Below are 15,611 nucleotides of genomic sequence, written 5' to 3'. Positions count from 1 at the left end.
GGCGGGGACGATTCCGCGCGCCCGCCTCCGTCCTGGTGGACAGGTCATCGGTCGGCCCGCCGCCCGACGGCGTCGCGCAGCGCGTCGGCGAGCAGGTTGAGCGCCAGCACGGTCAGGACGATGCAGCCGCCGACCGGGTAGATCAGCCACCAGTAGTCGGCGGAGATGTAGGTGACGCCGCTGGCCAGCTGGCTGCCCCAGTCGGCGGTGGGGTAGGTCAGGCCGAAGCCCAGGAAGCCCAGCGCGGCGACGACCAGGACCGCGTCGGCGACCTGGAAGGTGATGTTGACGATGATGACCCCGAGCGCGTTCGGGATCAGGTGGGTGAGGATCGTCCGCCGGCGGGAGGCGCCCATCAGCTTGGCGGCCAGCACGAACTCCCTCACCCGCAGGGTCAGCACCTCGCCGCGCACCAGCCGGGCGGATACGAGCCAGGAGAAGCCACCGATGACCAGGCTCAGTGACAGCGCGTCGGCGTGGAAGCGGGCCGAAAGGATCAGCACGAAGAACAGGAACGGGATCGACAGCATGACGTCGACCAGCCGCATCATGAACCCGTCGACCACGCCTCCGGCCAGCCCCGCCACGGCCCCGTAGACGGTGCCGATCGTGGTGGCGAAGAGCGCGGCCAGCAGCCCGATCCGCAGCGACACCTGGCCGCCCGACATCAGCCGCCCGAGCACGTCGAAGCCATTGCCGTCGGTACCGAGCGGGTGGCCGGAGCCGGGCGGCAGGGCCGCGTTGAGGAGGTCCACGTCGGTCTGGTTGGTCGGGTGGAACAGCGGCCCGAGGAAGCAGAACGCCGTGATGAGCAGCAACAGCAGCCCGCCGGCCGCGCCGAGCGGATGCCGGCGCAGCCCGTGCAGGACCGACCGGATCGAGCCCGGTTCGCGCTCCGCCCACGTCTCGGCCTCGGGGGACGGAGCGGAGGTCACCTCTGGTGCGGTCATGCGCTGAGCTCGATTCGCCGGTCGGCGGCCGCCACCACGACGTCGGCGACGAAGTTGCCGGCCACGGTCAGCACGCCGCCGATGAGGGTGTAGGCCAGGAGCACCGGGTAGTCCTCGCGCTGCAGGCTGTTGAGGAACAGCAGGCCCAGGCCGGGATAGTTGAAGAGCGACTCGACGATCAGGTTGCCCGCCAGCAGCGTCGGGACGAGCGTGCCGACCAGCATGACCAGCGGCAGGCAGGCGTTGCGCAGCAGGTGGCGGGTGAGGATCAGCCGTTCCGGCAGGCCCTTGGCCCGCGCGACCCGGATGTAGTCCTGGCCGAGCTGGTCGAGGGCGGCGGACCGCTGATACTGCGCGAAGACCGCGATGCTCGTGACGGCGAGCGTGATGACCGGCAGCGCCATCGCCCGCGGATCGGTGAAGACGACCCACGGCGAGTGCGACTGCGACGCCTCCGCCGGGAAGATCGGGATCGTCTGGCTGAAGACGGCGATCAGCAACAGCCCGAGCAGGAACGACGGCGTCGCGTACAGCACGTACGACGCCGCGGTGGCGACCCGGTCGACGACGCTGTTGCGCCGCACCGCCTGCAGGATGCCGAGCGGGACCGCGATCAGCAGCGCCAGCACCAGCCCGGCCAGCGACACCATCGCGCTGCGGCCGGCGTTGCGCGCCAGCAGCGTGCCTACGTCCTCGTTCAGCTTGTACGACCGGCCCAGGTCCCCCTGGAGCAGCCGGCCGAGGTAGCCGACGTACTGCGCGACGACCGGGCGGTCGAAGCCGTGCTCCCGGTTGAAGTCCGCCACGGCCTCCGGCGAGGCGCGCTGCCCGAGGACGACGCGCCCCGGGCTGTCCGACACCAGGTGCAGCATGAGGAAGACGACGGCGGAGATGCCGAGCAGGACGAGGAGCGAGACTGCCAGACGGCGGAGGACGTACCAGGTCATGAGCGCGACTCCTCTCGGCCCAGTGGGTGGTGGCAGGCGACGTGATGGGTGCCGGTGACCGGCGTCAAGGGGGGCTCCTCCTGGGCGCACAACGCGGTCGCCAGGGCGCACCGGGTGCGGAACCGGCAGCCGCTGGGCGGGTCCACGGGGCTGGGCGGCTCGCCGCGCACCCTCGCGGCCGCGGGGGCGCGCGGCGCCCCGGGGTCGGCTTCGGGGATCGCGGCCAGCAGCCCCGCGGTGTAGGGGTGCGCGGCTGAGCCGTACACCTCGTCGGTGGTGCCGGTCTCGACCAGCTTGCCCAGGTACATGACGCCGACGCGGTCGGCCAGGTACCGCACCACCGCGAGGTCGTGCGAGATCACCACGCTGCTGAGCCCGCGTTCGAGCTGGACGCGGCGCATCAGGTTGAGGACCTGCGAGCGGATGGAGACGTCCAGAGCGCTGACCGGCTCGTCGGCGACCAGCACCTTCGGATCGAGGGCGAGCGCGCGGGCCAGGCCCACCCGCTGCCGCTGCCCGCCGGACAGCTCGTGGGGATAGCGCTCCAGCACGCTCGCCGGCAGGCCCACGTCCCGCAGCAGCTCGCGGGCGCGGGCGGTGCGCTGGGCGCGGGTACCGACGCCCTGGATGGCCAGCGGCTCGCGCAGGATCGCGCCGATGCGCATGCGGGGGTCGAGGGAGGCGTTGGAGTCCTGGAACATCATCTGCAGCTCGGTGCGGCGGGGCCCCAGCGCGCGGGCGCTCATCCGGGTGACCGGCTCGCCGTCGAAGATCACCTCGCCGGAGGTGGGCCGGTCGAGGGCGACGAGCATGCGGCCCAGCGAGGACTTGCCGCAGCCCGACTCGCCGACGAGCCCGAAGGTCTCCCCCGCCGCCACCTCGAAGCTCACGCCCGAGACCGCCTTGACGGTGCGGCGTCCGCCGAACAGGCCCGCGCCGCCCGCCGGATGCTCGCGCCGGAGGTCGACCACGCGCAGGCGCGGCCCCGATGCCGTTGACCCCGATCCGGCCGGGCCCGATGCCGTTGGCCCCGATCCTGTTGGCTCCGATGCCGTTGGCCCTGATCCGGCCGGAGCCGGGACGACCAGCCGCGCACGGGTTCTGGCGGCCGGGCCCTCGGCGGGATGCCAGCAGGAGTGGACGTGGCCGCCGGCCTCGGTCACGGGCGGCGGGAGCTCCGCGCGGCACCGGTCGGTCGCGGCGGCGCAGCGCGGCGCGAACGGGCACCCCGCCTGCACCACGGTCAGGTCCGGCGGCGCCCCGGGAATGCTGAACAGCTCTTCGCGGCGGTCCTGCGTGAGCGACGGGATCGAGGAGAGCAGCGCCTGGGTGTAACGGTGCCGCGTCCGGGCGAACAACTCGGACGTCGGCCCGGTCTCGGCCACCCGCCCGGCGTACATCACACCGACGCGGTCGGCATGCCGGGCGATCACCCCCATGTCGTGGGTGACCAGGATCATCGACATGCCGAGCCGGGACCTGAGGTCGTCGAGGAGGTCGAGGATCTCCGCCTGGACGGTGACGTCGAGCGCCGTCGTCGGCTCATCGGCGATGACCAGCCGGGGCTCGCAGACCAGCGCCATCGCGATCATCACGCGCTGCCGCATGCCGCCGGAGAGCTGGTGCGGGAAGTCGTCCAGCCGCTCGGCCGGCCGCGGCAACCCCACGAGGGCCAGCATCTCCTCGGCTCGGGCGCGCGCCTCCCGCTTCGAGGCGCCGCGGTGCAGCCGCACCGGCTCGGCGACCTGCTCGCCGATGCGCTTGGTCGGGTTCAGTGCGGTCATCGAGTCCTGGAAGACCATCGCCACGTCGTTGCCCCTGATCGCGCGGTACCGCGCGGCGGGCAGCCCCACGAGCTCCCTTCCGTCCAGGTCGATCGAACCGGCCGTGATCCGGCCACCGGCCGGCAGCATGCCCATGATCGCCAGACCGGTCATGGACTTGCCGGACCCGGTCTCGCCGACGATCCCCAGAGTCTCGCCCCGGTCGAGCGCCAGGCTGACGCCGCGGACGGGGCGGACGATCCGATCGCCCCGCCAGATCTCGACCGACAGGTCACGAATCGTCAGCAGACGGATGCCATCCGTGTTCGCGGAGCCGTCGGCCGTGCTCAAGGCAGTGCTCAAGGCGGCACTCTCCCAATCCATTGGACGATAGTGGGACCCGGTCCCCTGGCGGTGTTCGTCGCGTCGATCGAAGCTCGAAGCCCGCCTTCGTCCGTCGCGACGAACTGATCGCCGCGAGCCGTCGCGGCATACTGATCGCCGCGAGCCGTCGCGGCGCGGCGGAACCTCGACCGGTCAGGAGTTCAGGACGGCACCCGCCGGTCGGCCCGGCCGGTGTGCAGGTAGCGGGCCCGCCCCTGCCCGTCGTCTCCGAGGAAGGCGAGCGGCGCGCGGACCCCCCCTTCGGGTTCAGCCGGGAGCACCGAGTCGCCGCGCCAGGCGACCAGTTCGGTGCGGTACGGCGCCGCGCCCAGGCCTGCGGTGACGCCGAGGGGGGTTCGGTCCAGCCACAGCCGCCCATCGGCGTCCTGGCTCACCGTGGTCCGCGAGGTGCTCGACAGGTAGGTGCCGGCGTAGCGGGCGGCGTCCAGCGGGGGCGCGGCCGGGTCCGGCCGGGGCGCCTCGCCCGGCTCGACCCCGGCGAGCTCCCCGAGCACGCGCCCGGCGAGCTCGCGGAAGACCGGCTTCGGGCGCCCCCCGTTGGTGAGGATCACCAGCGCCACGTCCCGCTCCGGGACCACCCGCAGGAACGCCGACTGACCGATGGTGTTGCCGTCGTGGCCGAAGACCGCCCGGTCTGGGCGGTGGAAGAGCTCCCAGCCGAGACCCCAGCCGGTGCCCTGGTCGAGGTCCGGCTGCGCGACCTGCGGCTGCCTCATGGCCAGGACGCTCTCCTGGCTGAGCACCGCCCGGCCGTCCGGACCCAGGCCGCCCGCCAGGTGCATGCGGGCGAAGGCCAGCAGGTCGCAGGCGCGCATCGCCAGCATCGAGCCGGCCGGCGCGTTCGACCGGGCCAGAGCCCAGACGCGGGTGGGTTCGAACGGGCCTCCGGGCTCCCGTTCGACGTGCCCCACCGCTGTGCGGTGGAGGATCGCGTCGTACGGGTCGTTCGCGGCGTGCGCCAGCCCCAGGGGCTCGAACAGGTGCGCCCGAACGCAGTCGTCGAACGGCCTGCCCCGGACGACCTCGACGATCCGGCCCAGCACGCAGAAGCCGGCGTTGTTGTAGGAGAACAGCTCGCCGGGCTCGAACAACTGCGGGACCTCGCGCAGCAGGCCGACGTACTTCTCCAGGCAGTCGTCGCCCTTGCCGGTGTCGGTGAAGACGTCGCCTTCGAAGCCCGCGACGTGGCACATGAGCTGCCGGACGGTGATCCGTCCGGCAGCGTCGTCGTCGGCGAGCCGGAACCCGGGGAGGTAGGCCCGCACGTGAGCGTCCAGGTGCAGCGCACCCTCGTCCACCAGCTGCATCGCCAGCGTCGTGGTCAGGACCTTCGTGATCGAGCCGATCTGGAACAGCGAGTCGGCCGTGGCCTCGACGCCCGTGACGGTGTTGAGCAGCCCGGCCGCGGCGTCGACCGTCGCGTCACCGGCGCAGAGCGCCACCGCCGCCCCCGGCACCTGGTTCTCCGCGAGCAGATCCGGCAGCCGGCGCCGCAGCCACGCAGCGATCTCATCCAGTTTCGACACCGGTATCCCCTTCTGGCTCCGTTTCCGGGGGAGCTTAGGGGCGGCTGACAGGGCGGTGTTCGTCAGCTTCCACCACTGGTGGCCCACCCGTTCGTGGGCTCGGCCAAAGGCCGCCCGGACCGATCGGGCGAGGACCGGGCTGTGCGGCTCTCACAGCCCGGCGCCCACGCGCGAAGCGCGCACCACGAGGACCGACCCACGCGAAGCGCGCCTCGCGAGGAAACGCGCCGCGCGAAGCGGGCCCCACGAGGACCGCACTGCGCGACTACCGCACGGGATGACCCGCCGTGCGGAGCGTCTCCTTCACGTCGGCGATCTTGAGGGTGCCGAAGTGGAACACCGACGCCGCCAGCACCGCGTCAGCGCCCGCCTCCACCGCCGGCGGGAAGTCCTCCAGCCGTCCCGCGCCGCCGCTGGCGATCACCGGGACCCGCACCACGGCCCGCACCGCGCGCAGCATCTCCAGGTCGTAACCCTCGCGCGTGCCGTCGCCGTCCATCGAGTTGAGCAGGATCTCGCCCACGCCCAGTTCCTCGCCGCGCGCCGCCCACTCCACCGCGTCGAGGCCCGTGCCGCGCCGCCCGCCGTGCGTGGTCACCTCGAACCCGCTCGGCGTGCCGGGCGCCCGGCGCGCCCGGTCGAGTCCCTCAAGAGGTTGGCCGAGAAGATAGGGGCCTGGCGCTGAAGGCGAGTGGTCCACCCAGGGCCGCTCATCGAGAGCGTCTGGGTCTTTCACCGAACGGGTCAATGGTGCCCCGGCCGCCGGATCGGAGAGGTTGTCGCCTACGACGCGCAACTCTTACCTGAGTACCAAGTGGCCGGACGGCCGACCATCGATCGCAGCTTCCTATTGCTCGACCAAGGCATCCAATTGACCAGGCCCGTTGTGTTCGAGGGCCCGGTACAGGGTTGGTGGTACATCGACCTGGTCGAGGTTGAACTGACCGAGGCTGGACTTGTCGTCCCGCTCAGTGCGCCACGGTCCTTAGCAGAACTCAACGCTTCATCGACCGACACCTGCGTGCAAACGAGGAAGGTTCCGTTGATCCTCCGCACCAGTTTCCGCCGGCCAGCATCGCAGTGCTTGAGTCGCTTCCTTGCTTCTTCGACCAATCACCAAGGACCGACGTGCAGCCAGGGCCACGGACATGACCTGACTTCGTCCCAGGTCCTCCAGGGATGCATCCCTCGACGGTAACTCATCGGAGTCAAATAGCGCGGGTTACCAGTTCCGACCTGCGCGAACGCTTTCCGCCCCGCCATCGCGACAGCATGTGCCGGACTTATCCCACGATGTTCGAAGCCCGCGTGCGACGAGCCGCCAGCGGGGATGGACTCGTTTGGGGCTGCTGACATGTTTCCTAACGGCACCCCATCCTGAGCGGCATCCGTGCCGGCATCCACCGCCCCGCCGGGCAGAGCATCGCCGACAAGATGCTGTTCCTGGTCGCCGCGACGGCCGCCGAGGTGGAACGCGACCTCATCTCCGAGCGCATTCTGGAGGGCTTGGACGCCGCCCGCGCCGCCTGCCAGATCGGCGGCCGACCGGTGATGGTGACCGAGCACGGTTGCCGGGCTGCGGGCCCCAGAACTCCGGGAGACGGTCACCGCGCGGCATATCGTGCTGGGCAGTGGCCGCTGGACCATGCTCAACTGGCGAGATGAAGAGTGCGATCACGAGCCTCATCACCGTCGTCGGCACACTCCTCGGCGCCACAGCCACCTACGTCTTTCAGGCACGCGCCGCGAGGCAGGCGCGATCAGAAGCCCGCTACGAGCGGCTCCGGCAAGAACAGCTCGCCGCCTACGGCGCCTTCGCCGGCGCCATCACCTCGTACCGGGCCAGCCAGAGCGCCCGCCGGTATCGCAAGCGGACGACCCGGACGGCTCGACGTACATCAGCGCCCGGGATGAGGCGCTGGACGAGCGCGCGAACGCCAAGGCCGCGTTGTTCAGGCTGCGGCTACTCAACTCAGACGCCGAGCTGGGTCGGCTCGCATCGGACGCGTTGGAGGCCACCACGGCCATCCACCGCGCCCCGGATGAGGCCGCGCGAGCCGAGCAGGCAGAACGCTCACAGCACGCGCTCCTGGCCTTTGTCGAGGCCGCCTCGGGCCAGGCGCGTGGATCGCCAACGAGTGCAGTCGCTCCACTGTCAAGAACAGCCTGGCCGTCCTCATCCGCGTCATGGAGCAGGCCGTTCGGGACAACATCATCGACCGCAACCCCGCACGGATCACCGCTGGCAGAGCGAGTACAAGAGAGCCGAAGACGAACTCGATGACCCGCGAGCGCTCGCACTGCCCAACTGGGCGGCGCTTGAGCGGCTGGCGAAAGGTACCCGTGGAACGTTCCACTGATTGCTACGAAGGGTGGGGTGAAGTCGTGATCTCCCTGGTGGTCTCGCTGACAAAGGGACGAAGGGCAAGCGAGCCAGGAAGGTCCCGATCATCGCCGAGGTCCGAAAGCCGGTGCTGCGGCGTCTTGAGGCCGCCGGCACTGATCCGACCGCTCGGCTGCTCACTGGTCCCAGAGGGGGCCGCATCACCACCGCGGTTCTGCGGGACGCGACACACTGGGACGAGGTCGTGGCGAAGCTCGGCTACGAACACCTTCGCCGGCACGATCTCCGCCACACCGGTCCCACCTGGATGGCCGACGCCGGGGTCCCGGTTCACGTGCTGCGGAAGATCGCCGGCCACGGGTCCCTGACCACCACCCAGCGGTACCTCCACCCGGACAGCAACTCCCTCGTGGCGGCGAGCAACGCCTTGAGCGCCCACCTCAACCAGGGCTGGTCCCAAACTGGTCCCGAGCTCCGGGCGGTGTAGATGATCAGCATGATCGCAGAGAGAAGCAGAAAGACCGGCCTACCTGGGCTTTCACCCAGGCCGACCGGCCTGTTTCACCGTCGGGACGACAGGATTTGAACCTGCGACCCCTTGACCCCCAGTCAAGTGCGCTACCAAGCTGCGCTACGTCCCGGTGTGTGTCCGTCCCTGCGGGGCGAGACGTCATAACCTTAGCGCACATCGGAGGCGCCTGTGCACATCGCGGGCGGAGCGGAGGGATCTTGGGGCGTAGGCCGGCGATCGACCGCGGGGAGCTGGCGCGGCTCGTGGCGGAGGGGTGGAACGTGCGCGACCTGGCCGCGCACTTCGGCGTGAGCGAATCAGGCGTTCTCCAGGCCAAGCGTGCCGCCGGGCTGGTGAAACCGACGCTCGATCACAGCCGCGCCGTGCCGTGGAAGGTGGCGCGGGCGCACCTCCAGTCCGGGCCCGCCACGAACCTGCGCAACCTGTCCGCCGCCGCCCAGGGGAAGCCGCCGGCGTCCGAGCGGTTGAACACCGCCCTGCGGTGGGCGCAACGGCTCGTCGACGCGGGGCTCGACGTGGCGTACGACCCCGAGGAGGGGTTCCGGGAGGTGCCTGCCGAGCCCGGCGGCCGGTCTCATGTGGCCGCTGTGCTGGCCGAGGCGCGGGAAGCGCTTCACATCGAGTGACCCCTTCTCAGGGCCACCGCTGCCTGAGCACGACTTCCTGATGATCACGTCTGCTGTACGGGGCTGAGGGCGTCGCTCAGGCTCTCCGCCGTAGTCAGGGGCCCGGGGACTTCCGTGGACGCGTCATGGCTGACAGGGGGCCGTGCGCCGTCCCACAGCGTTTCGAGCGCCCGTTCGGGGGCAGTCGCAGGTCTCAACACAGAGACCGGAGGCGAAGAACATGTCCACCTTGATCTGGGTGGCCGTCGTCGTGGTCGCGGTGGTGGCGCTCGCCGCAGTCGGCTACGTGGTGCTTCAGCAACAGCGCCGCAGCCGCCTCCGCGCCCGTTTCGGCCCCGAGTACGAACGCCTGATGGCCGAGCACGACAGCAAGAAAGAGGCCGAGCAGGAACTGCTGGCCCGCGAGCAGCGGCACGCGGAGCTCGACATCCGGCCCCTTTCCGAGGAGACGCGCAACAGCTACGCCAGGCGGTGGACCGAGGTGCAGGAGCGCTTCGTGGACGCGCCCGGCTTCGCGGTGACCGAGGCGGACCAGCTCGTGACGTCGGTCATGTCCGACCGCGGCTACCCGACGGACGACTACGAGCAGCGACTGTCCGACCTGTCCGTGGCCCACGCGTCGACGCTCGACCACTACCGCAAGGCGCATGAGATCAGCGGGCGCGCGGCCCGCAAGGAGGCCTCCACCGAGGAGCTCCGGCAGGCGATGGTCCACTACCGGGCGCTCTTCGAGGAACTGCTCGAAGAGACGACGCGAGGACGGTGAGGAACGTGGGTGAGGAGATGCGGGTGCCGTCGCAGCGCGGCGACCACCCCGGCGACGAGCGGCACGACCAGTGGAACGACCATCGTCGCGGCGCGCTCGACGACGTGCGCGGCGACGACGACGTACGGGCCGCGCGGCCCGAGGACGACGACCTTCGCATGATCGTCGATGACGATCGTGATCGTGACGGGCTGGCGGGCGGCAGGGCCCACGACCCGGCGCGGGGGACGACGGGTGACGACGTCCTGGTGGCCGGCGGTGACGATGCCCGCCCGGTGCGCAACGACGCCCCCGGTAACGACGGTCCCCATGACGACGGTCCTGATGACGACGTCACGCGTGACGCTCTGCGCGACGGTGACGGCCGCACGCACGATGACCACACCAATGATGACCACACGCATGAGGTCCGCGGGTCGGACGGTCTGACCGGTCCGAACGACGAGGACGCGCGGCGTGACCCCTACGCCACCGGCGTCTCCACCGGCCCCGGCCCCGCCGTCGACGAGGACCTGACCGGCCCCGCGCACACCGCCCAGGACACGCCCCCGGCGACCGGCGACGACGCCCCCGCCACCGGTGACGACGCCCCCGCCACCGGCGTGGACGGCGGCGCCAAGCCCTCCCACGCCGCCCCGGCCGACATCGTGCTGTTCGATCGCGACCCGGCCGAGGTGCAGGCGCGCTGGCGCGAGCTGCAGGCCGGCTTCGTGGACGACCCGGGCGACGCCGTCAAGCGGGCCGACGGACTGGTCGGCGAGGTCGTCGAGGAGCTCACGAGCGCGCTGACGTCCCGCACGGGCGAGCTGCGGCAGCGCTGGAGCGGTTCCGACGACCACGACACCGAGCAGCTCCGCCTGGCGCTGCGCGAATACCGGACGGTGCTGGAGCGCCTGCTGGCCCTCACGGGCGGCGACCATGCCGGCACCACCACAGGGACGAGGTGAGAGGCTCATGCTCGCGGTTGTCGCGGCGATCGTGTTCGGGCTGGGGTTCCTGCTCGACTTGGTCAACGTCCGGATCCCGGGCGGCATCTCCGGCACGACGTTCATGCTTCTGGGCCTGATGTTCCTCGCCCTGCACCAGGCGGGCGTGGGGACGGCGAGCATCCGCAGCGGCTACAGCGGATGGCGTGGACGCACCAGAAGGTGAGCCACAGCACGGGACATGAGAAAGGCCCCCGGTCCGGGGGCCTTTCTCATGCGCCGGGTCACAAGGATCTCATGCGCCGGGTCACAAGGACTTGGCCGGGAAGCGCATCACGACCGTGCTGCCCCCGTCGCCCACCCGCAGGTGCAGGTCGGAGGAGAGCATGCGGGCGACCCAGAGCCCCATGCCGCCGACCGAGCCGGGCATGGGGCCGGGTTTCCAGGTGCCGTGGTCGTGGATCTCGACCACGACGTCGCCGTCGTCCACCCACAGCCGCACCCTGGCCTCGTCGTCGCCGTGGGTGACGGCGTTGGTGGCGACCTCGTTCACCGCGATGACGAAGTCGCCGATGGCCTCGTCGGGCATGCCGGCGCGGCGGGCCTCCGTCTCGGCGAACTGCCGGACCCGTGGCAGGTCCGGCAGCCGGAAGACGATCTCTTTCGCGGGCGTGCCGGGCGGCGGGCCGGTGAGGCCCGCGTCAGGAGGATGCCCGTCCTCGCGCACCCGGCGATCCACCCTTTCAGCCAACAAGTTCGGCGCGCAGCTGGTCGAGGACCTTGCGCAGGATCCGGGACACGTGCATCTGCGAGATGCCGAACTCCGCCGCGATCTCCGCCTGCGTCATGTTGCCGAAGAAGCGCAGGAGCAGGATGTGCTTCTCGCGGGAGGGCAGGGCGTCGATGAGCGGCTTGACCGACTCGCGGTCGACCATGGTGCTGAGCGTGTCGTCGTCCTCCGGGATGACGTCGCCGAGCGAGGCCGCGTCGTCGTCGGTGCCGAGCGGCGCGTCCAGCGACAGCGTGCTGTACGCGGCCGAGGCGTCGAGCGTGAGCAGGACGTCCTCCTCGCTGATGTTCATCTTGGCGGCCAGCTCGGCGACCGTCGGTGACCGGCCGAGTGTCTGGCTGAGGTCGGCGACCAGCCGGTTCAGCTCCGAGCGGCGCTCCTGGTAGAGGCGGGGGACGCGGATGGCCCAGGTGCGGTCGCGGAAGTGCCGCTTGACCTCGCCGGTCATCGTGACGACGGCGTAGCCGCGGAAGGCGTGGCCGAGCGTCGGGTCGAAGCCGTTGATGGCCTTCATCAGGCCCACGTACGCCGCCTGGAGAAGGTCCTCCAGCGGCTCGCCGCGGTAGCGGTAGCGGCGGGCGATCTCCATGGCCAGCGGGCGGTGCATCTCGACGATGCGCTCGCGCAGCCGTTCCCGCAGACTGTCGGGGGTGTCGATCCTGACCATCTCGGCCAGGAGCTCTTCGGCGGTCAGCTCCTCGAGAACGATGTCCTGCACAGCCATCTCGCTGCTCCTCATACGGGTCGCAGGGGCGGCCTCAACAGGAAAAAGCCCATGCAGAGGCACGCCTCGCGTCTTACTTCGAGACGAAAGCCCTCTGCTGGACTTCGGATCAAGTATGCCCCATCCCGCGGGACGTATTCCTCCCTACCGCGGTGACAGTAGGGTTGCTTCGTGACAATGCCGGAGAACGGTGAGGGCTCTGTGGCAGCCCTGAGCCTTACCTCGTCGACCGTTAACGAGATCACTGTGGTCAAGGTCGACGGGGTGCTCGACGCGACGACGCGCGAGCAGTTCGCCGACTACCTGTCCCTGTCGGGGCCGGACCTCATCCTGGACCTCGCGGGGGTGACGTTCATGGACTCGCGCGCGCTGGGGCTGATCGTGCACCAGTGGCAGACCAGCCTGGCCGCGAGCTCGCGGTTCGCGCTGGTCGGGGTCGAGTACTCCAAGTCCAAGGTCATGTGGATCACGGGACTCGCGCAGCGGCTGCCCCTGTACGACACGCTCGACGACGCGCTCGCCGCCATCGGCTGAACGACCACCCATCAGCGGCGCGACTTGCGCTGGTGCTCGTCCACGAGGAGCCGGGCGAGGTCGGCCACCTTGACCTGGTGGTGCTGGGAGATGCGGCGCAGCTCCTCGAAGGCGGCCTCGGCGGTGCAGCCGCTGGTCTGCATGATGATGCCCTTGGCCTGGTCGATCACGGCCCGGCCGTTGAGCGCCTCCTGGAGCTGGGCGGCGTCGGTGCGGACCTCCTCGAAGTCCCACATGTTGCTCATGGCGACGCCGACCTGCTGGGTCAGCATGTCGGCCAGCGTGTGCGCGCCGACCGGGGAGAACGCGCCGGGCCGCACGGAGTACAGGCCGACGATCAGCAGCGCGGGCCCGACCTGGATGGGCAGGACGAGGATCGAGCGCACCGCCCAGCGGTTGGCCAGGGCGGCGTAGCGGGGCCAGCGGCCCTCGCTGAGCACGTCGCCGACCATCACGCGGGCGGCGGTGCGGCGGGCCTCGGCGGACGGCCCCTCCCCCAGGCGGCGTTCCTCGTCGACCAGCGTGATCAGCTCGCTGTGCGAGCCGGAGACCACGACGCGCTGGTCGCGCCAGTGCTCGGCGGCGCTGCCGGAGCAGCCGGGCACCCCGTCGGCCAGGGCCGTGGTCAGGCCGCGCAGCACGCTCTCGGTGGAGGTGGCCTCGCCGAGGCGGCCCAGCGCGGCGAGGTCACGGGCGAGGCCAGGAGTGATCATCGTCACTGTCGATTCCATAGGTTCGCCTCCCTACCCCTTATAGCTAGCATTATCCGATGTGGCGTAGCGTCAGAGCATGACTGTGCCGGACCTCGAACACGCTCTGGACGCGCTCTCGGCGCGCGTCACGTCTCTGCGTGAGGCGAGGACGGCCTATCCGTCCGAGCTGGCTCCCATTCTCGACGCGGCGCTGGCCGAGCTCGACACCGCCTCCGAGCTGCTGGCCGAGGCGCGCGCCGAGCTGCGCAAGGCCACCGACCGCCGCCAGGGGAAGAAGGACGGGCCGCAGCGGGAGCTGAAGCTGCTGCGCCAGGTGTTCCGGGCGTTCCCGGTGCCGGTGATCGTGCTGGACGGCGGCGGCGTGGTGCGGCGCGTCAACGGCGAGACCTCGCGGGTGCTGGGCAGCCCGGACGGCTATCTGGTGGGCCGCTCGTTCCCGCTGCTGGTGGACGTCTCGCGGCGGGCCGCGTTCCGCTCCCACCTGACCTCGGTGCTCCAGACGGGGCAGCCGGCGGCGTTCGAGACGCGGCTGGCGCACCAGGGGCGCACGCACACGGTGCAGCTCGCGCTGACCCGGCTGACGATGCCGGGCGAGCCGCAGCAGATGGTGGCGGCCGTGGCGCTGCCCACCGAGGTCCAGCTCCCCGGCCCGGCGGCGGAGCGGCCCGAGGAGTCCGACGGCGAGCTGCTCATGGCCGCGAGCCGGCGGCAGGACCTGCTGGCCCGCATGGCCGCGCTGCTGCTGGACGAGGAGGCGCTGCGCCAGCCGGTCGCGCTGCCCCGCGCCACGCGGTTGCTCGCCGCCGAGTGGGCCGACTGGGTGGTCGCCGACGTCGTGCGCGACGGGATGCCGCGCCGCTCGGCCGTGGTGGCGCCGAAGGACCACCCGCTCGGCGGGCTGGTGCGGCAGGTGGAGAGCGCGGAGCCGGCCGCGAGCCAGGTGGTGGCGCACGTGCTGGAGCGCGGCTCGGGCCTGGTCCACGAGATGCTGGACGACGAGACGCTGTTCGGCTTCTCCGCGGAGGGGCCGCTGCTGACCGCGATGGGCGCGGGCTCGCTGCTGTGCGTGCCGATCGGCGCCCGCGAGGGCGCGCTGACGCTGGTGCGCGGGCACGACAAGCCGCCGTTCACGCTGGCCGACCTCGGGGTCATGCAGGAGGTGGGTCTGCACCTCGGGCTCGCCGTACGGGCGCAGCGCAGCTTCCAGCGGCGCTCCCGGGCGGCGGACGCCCTGTCGGCCAGCGTCGCGCCGCGCAACCTGCCGGACGTGCCGGGGTACGAGGCGAGCGCCATCTACCACCCGGGCGCCTCCGTGGGCGCCGAGTTCTACGACGTGTTCCCCGTGGAGAGCGGCTGGGGCTTCGCCCTGGGCGGCGCCGTGGGCAAGGGCGAGGAGGCCGCCTCGGTCAGCGCCATGGTCAGGGGCGGGCTGCGGGTGCTGGGCGCCTGGGAGTCCGACCCGGACGTGGTCATGCGCAAGGTGAACGAGGCGCTGGTCAAGCAGGGCACCGGCATGTTCGTGATGGCGGTGGCGGGGTTCGTGCGCGGCCGCACCATCCGGCTGTCGTCGGCCGGGCATCACCCGGCGGCGCTGCTGCAGCAGGACGGCGGCGTGCGCTTCGCCTCCGGCGGCGGTGTGCCGCTGGGCATCGCGCCGGCGGCCGAGACCGGGGTCGAGGAGATCACGGTCGGCATGGGCCAGACGCTGGTGCTCTACTCCGAGGGGCTGGTCTCCTCCCGCAACGAGGCCGGCGAGCCGTACGGCGAGGAGCGGCTGGCGGACGTGCTGGGGCGGTGCGCGGGGCAGTCGCCGGCCACCGTGGTCAAGGCCGTGGAGGCGGACCGCAGCGCGTTCTCGGGCGGCCAGGTGTGGGACGAGATCGTGGTCCTGGCGCTGCGCGGCGCCTGACCGGCTTCTCGGGCCAGGCCGTCAACCTGGCCAATCACCCGCAACCCCCAGCGTTCGGTCACGATTTCTTGGAGCTCCATCTGGCCGTTCGCGTTTTTTGTGCGAGAAGTCGGTTCTGTCGGGGTTTGCGTCTGGGGCTGTTCCGGGTAAAGTCTT

At 71.3% G+C, this 15,611-nt stretch carries 14 protein-coding genes, 1 tRNA gene and 2 pseudogenes; 8 read left to right on the top strand and 9 right to left on the bottom strand.

Annotated features, from left to right (window positions below; all coding sequences use genetic code 11):
* Nucleotides 1-44: 44 nt before the first annotated feature.
* The 5 genes and pseudogenes from HTZ77_RS24215 to HTZ77_RS24195 all read right to left on the bottom strand — a co-directional run.
* A complete protein-coding gene (locus HTZ77_RS24215; RefSeq protein WP_175591959.1) occupies nt 45-950 on the bottom strand; it encodes an ABC transporter permease in 906 nt (301 codons plus the stop codon).
* A complete protein-coding gene (locus HTZ77_RS24210) occupies nt 947-1,897 on the bottom strand; it encodes an ABC transporter permease (RefSeq protein ID WP_175591958.1) in 951 nt (316 codons plus the stop codon). Before HTZ77_RS24210 ends, HTZ77_RS24215 begins: the two co-directional genes overlap by 4 nt.
* Nucleotides 1,894-4,023, bottom strand: a complete 2,130-nt coding sequence (locus tag HTZ77_RS24205; RefSeq protein ID WP_205303307.1) for a dipeptide ABC transporter ATP-binding protein — start codon at nt 4,021-4,023, stop codon at nt 1,894-1,896. Before HTZ77_RS24205 ends, HTZ77_RS24210 begins: the two co-directional genes overlap by 4 nt.
* Before the next feature lie 182 nt (nt 4,024-4,205).
* The gene (locus HTZ77_RS24200; RefSeq protein ID WP_175591956.1) at nt 4,206-5,591 is read right to left on the bottom strand and encodes a serine hydrolase domain-containing protein; all 1,386 of its coding nucleotides are present in this window, start codon (nt 5,589-5,591) and stop codon (nt 4,206-4,208) included.
* 265 nt (nt 5,592-5,856) lie between these two features.
* Nucleotides 5,857-6,210, bottom strand: a pseudogene (locus tag HTZ77_RS24195) (HisA/HisF-related TIM barrel protein); the annotation flags it as partial.
* An 815-nt stretch (nt 6,211-7,025) separates the two neighbouring features.
* On the opposite strand from HTZ77_RS24195, the gene HTZ77_RS24190 reads away from it, so the two are divergent.
* Together HTZ77_RS24190 and HTZ77_RS45395 are read left to right on the top strand one after the other, a co-directional pair.
* Nucleotides 7,026-7,256 carry a hypothetical protein gene (locus HTZ77_RS24190; RefSeq protein ID WP_175591955.1) on the top strand — a complete coding sequence of 77 codons (231 nt, stop codon included), beginning with the start codon at nt 7,026-7,028 and terminating at the stop codon, nt 7,254-7,256.
* A 764-nt stretch (nt 7,257-8,020) separates the two neighbouring features.
* A pseudogene (locus HTZ77_RS45395) lies at nt 8,021-8,422 on the top strand (tyrosine-type recombinase/integrase); the annotation flags it as partial.
* An 80-nt stretch (nt 8,423-8,502) separates the two neighbouring features.
* On the opposite strand, the gene HTZ77_RS24180 reads toward HTZ77_RS45395, so the two are convergent.
* A tRNA-Pro gene (locus HTZ77_RS24180) sits at nt 8,503-8,576 on the bottom strand.
* A gap of 88 nt (nt 8,577-8,664) precedes the next feature.
* On the opposite strand from HTZ77_RS24180, the gene HTZ77_RS24175 reads away from it, so the two are divergent.
* The 4 genes from HTZ77_RS24175 to HTZ77_RS24160 all read left to right on the top strand — a co-directional run bounded on the left by HTZ77_RS24175 (nt 8,665) and on the right by HTZ77_RS24160 (nt 11,011).
* Nucleotides 8,665-9,093 (top strand): hypothetical protein, encoded by a 429-nt coding sequence (locus HTZ77_RS24175; protein ID WP_175591954.1) that lies wholly within the window; start codon nt 8,665-8,667, stop codon nt 9,091-9,093.
* 220 nt (nt 9,094-9,313) lie between these two features.
* Nucleotides 9,314-9,859 carry a hypothetical protein gene (locus HTZ77_RS24170; RefSeq protein WP_175591953.1) on the top strand — a complete coding sequence of 182 codons (546 nt, stop codon included), beginning with the start codon at nt 9,314-9,316 and terminating at the stop codon, nt 9,857-9,859.
* Between the two features lie 5 nt (nt 9,860-9,864).
* The gene (locus HTZ77_RS24165; protein WP_175591952.1) at nt 9,865-10,806 is read left to right on the top strand and encodes a hypothetical protein; all 942 of its coding nucleotides are present in this window, start codon (nt 9,865-9,867) and stop codon (nt 10,804-10,806) included.
* A 7-nt stretch (nt 10,807-10,813) separates the two neighbouring features.
* Entirely contained in the window at nt 10,814-11,011 is a 198-nt protein-coding gene (locus HTZ77_RS24160) for a hypothetical protein (protein ID WP_175591951.1), read from the top strand.
* An 81-nt stretch (nt 11,012-11,092) separates the two neighbouring features.
* On the opposite strand, the gene HTZ77_RS47595 is transcribed toward HTZ77_RS24160, so the two are convergent.
* On the bottom strand, nt 11,093-11,524 hold the full coding sequence (locus tag HTZ77_RS47595; protein ID WP_328808737.1) for an ATP-binding protein: 432 nt from the start codon (nt 11,522-11,524) through the stop codon (nt 11,093-11,095).
* Nucleotides 11,525-11,528: 4 nt separating this feature from the next.
* Complete coding sequence (locus HTZ77_RS24150) at nt 11,529-12,299, bottom strand: SigB/SigF/SigG family RNA polymerase sigma factor (RefSeq protein ID WP_175591950.1); 771 nt, start codon at nt 12,297-12,299, stop codon at nt 11,529-11,531.
* 177 nt (nt 12,300-12,476) lie between these two features.
* Between HTZ77_RS24150 and HTZ77_RS24145 the strand changes: the two genes are divergently transcribed.
* Nucleotides 12,477-12,833, top strand: a complete 357-nt coding sequence (locus HTZ77_RS24145; protein ID WP_175592191.1) for an STAS domain-containing protein — start codon at nt 12,477-12,479, stop codon at nt 12,831-12,833.
* Between the two features lie 11 nt (nt 12,834-12,844).
* Here HTZ77_RS24145 and HTZ77_RS24140 read toward each other — a convergent pair whose 3' ends face one another.
* Entirely contained in the window at nt 12,845-13,564 is a 720-nt protein-coding gene (locus HTZ77_RS24140) for a GAF and ANTAR domain-containing protein (protein WP_175591949.1), read from the bottom strand.
* A gap of 58 nt (nt 13,565-13,622) precedes the next feature.
* Here HTZ77_RS24140 and HTZ77_RS24135 point away from each other — a divergent pair, with 58 nt between their 5' ends.
* Nucleotides 13,623-15,455 carry a SpoIIE family protein phosphatase gene (locus tag HTZ77_RS24135; RefSeq protein ID WP_205303306.1) on the top strand — a complete coding sequence of 611 codons (1,833 nt, stop codon included), beginning with the start codon at nt 13,623-13,625 and terminating at the stop codon, nt 15,453-15,455.
* The last annotated feature ends 156 nt before the right edge of the window (nt 15,456-15,611 follow it).

Source organism: Nonomuraea montanisoli, assembly GCF_013363975.1.
GTDB lineage: Bacteria > Actinomycetota > Actinomycetes > Streptosporangiales > Streptosporangiaceae > Nonomuraea > Nonomuraea montanisoli.
The sequence above is the reverse complement of the archived record's forward strand: the minus strand, read 5'-3'. Positions and strand labels throughout refer to the sequence as shown.

Bases quoted from the DNA above. Each gene is read 5' to 3' on its own strand.
- HTZ77_RS24170 (WP_175591953.1), top strand. From the start codon at position 9,314: ATGTCCACCTTGATCTGGGTGGCCGTCGTCGTGGTCGCGGTGGTGGCG.
- HTZ77_RS24160 (WP_175591951.1), top strand. From the start codon at position 10,814: ATGCTCGCGGTTGTCGCGGCGATCGTGTTCGGGCTGGGGTTCCTGCTC.
- HTZ77_RS24215 (WP_175591959.1), bottom strand. From the start codon at position 950: ATGACCGCACCAGAGGTGACCTCCGCTCCGTCCCCCGAGGCCGAGACG.
- HTZ77_RS24135 (WP_205303306.1), top strand. From the start codon at position 13,623: ATGACTGTGCCGGACCTCGAACACGCTCTGGACGCGCTCTCGGCGCGC.
- HTZ77_RS24150 (WP_175591950.1), bottom strand. From the start codon at position 12,299: ATGGCTGTGCAGGACATCGTTCTCGAGGAGCTGACCGCCGAAGAGCTC.
- HTZ77_RS24190 (WP_175591955.1), top strand. From the start codon at position 7,026: ATGCTGTTCCTGGTCGCCGCGACGGCCGCCGAGGTGGAACGCGACCTC.
- HTZ77_RS24145 (WP_175592191.1), top strand. From the start codon at position 12,477: ATGCCGGAGAACGGTGAGGGCTCTGTGGCAGCCCTGAGCCTTACCTCG.
- HTZ77_RS24140 (WP_175591949.1), bottom strand. From the start codon at position 13,564: ATGGAATCGACAGTGACGATGATCACTCCTGGCCTCGCCCGTGACCTC.
- HTZ77_RS24210 (WP_175591958.1), bottom strand. From the start codon at position 1,897: ATGACCTGGTACGTCCTCCGCCGTCTGGCAGTCTCGCTCCTCGTCCTG.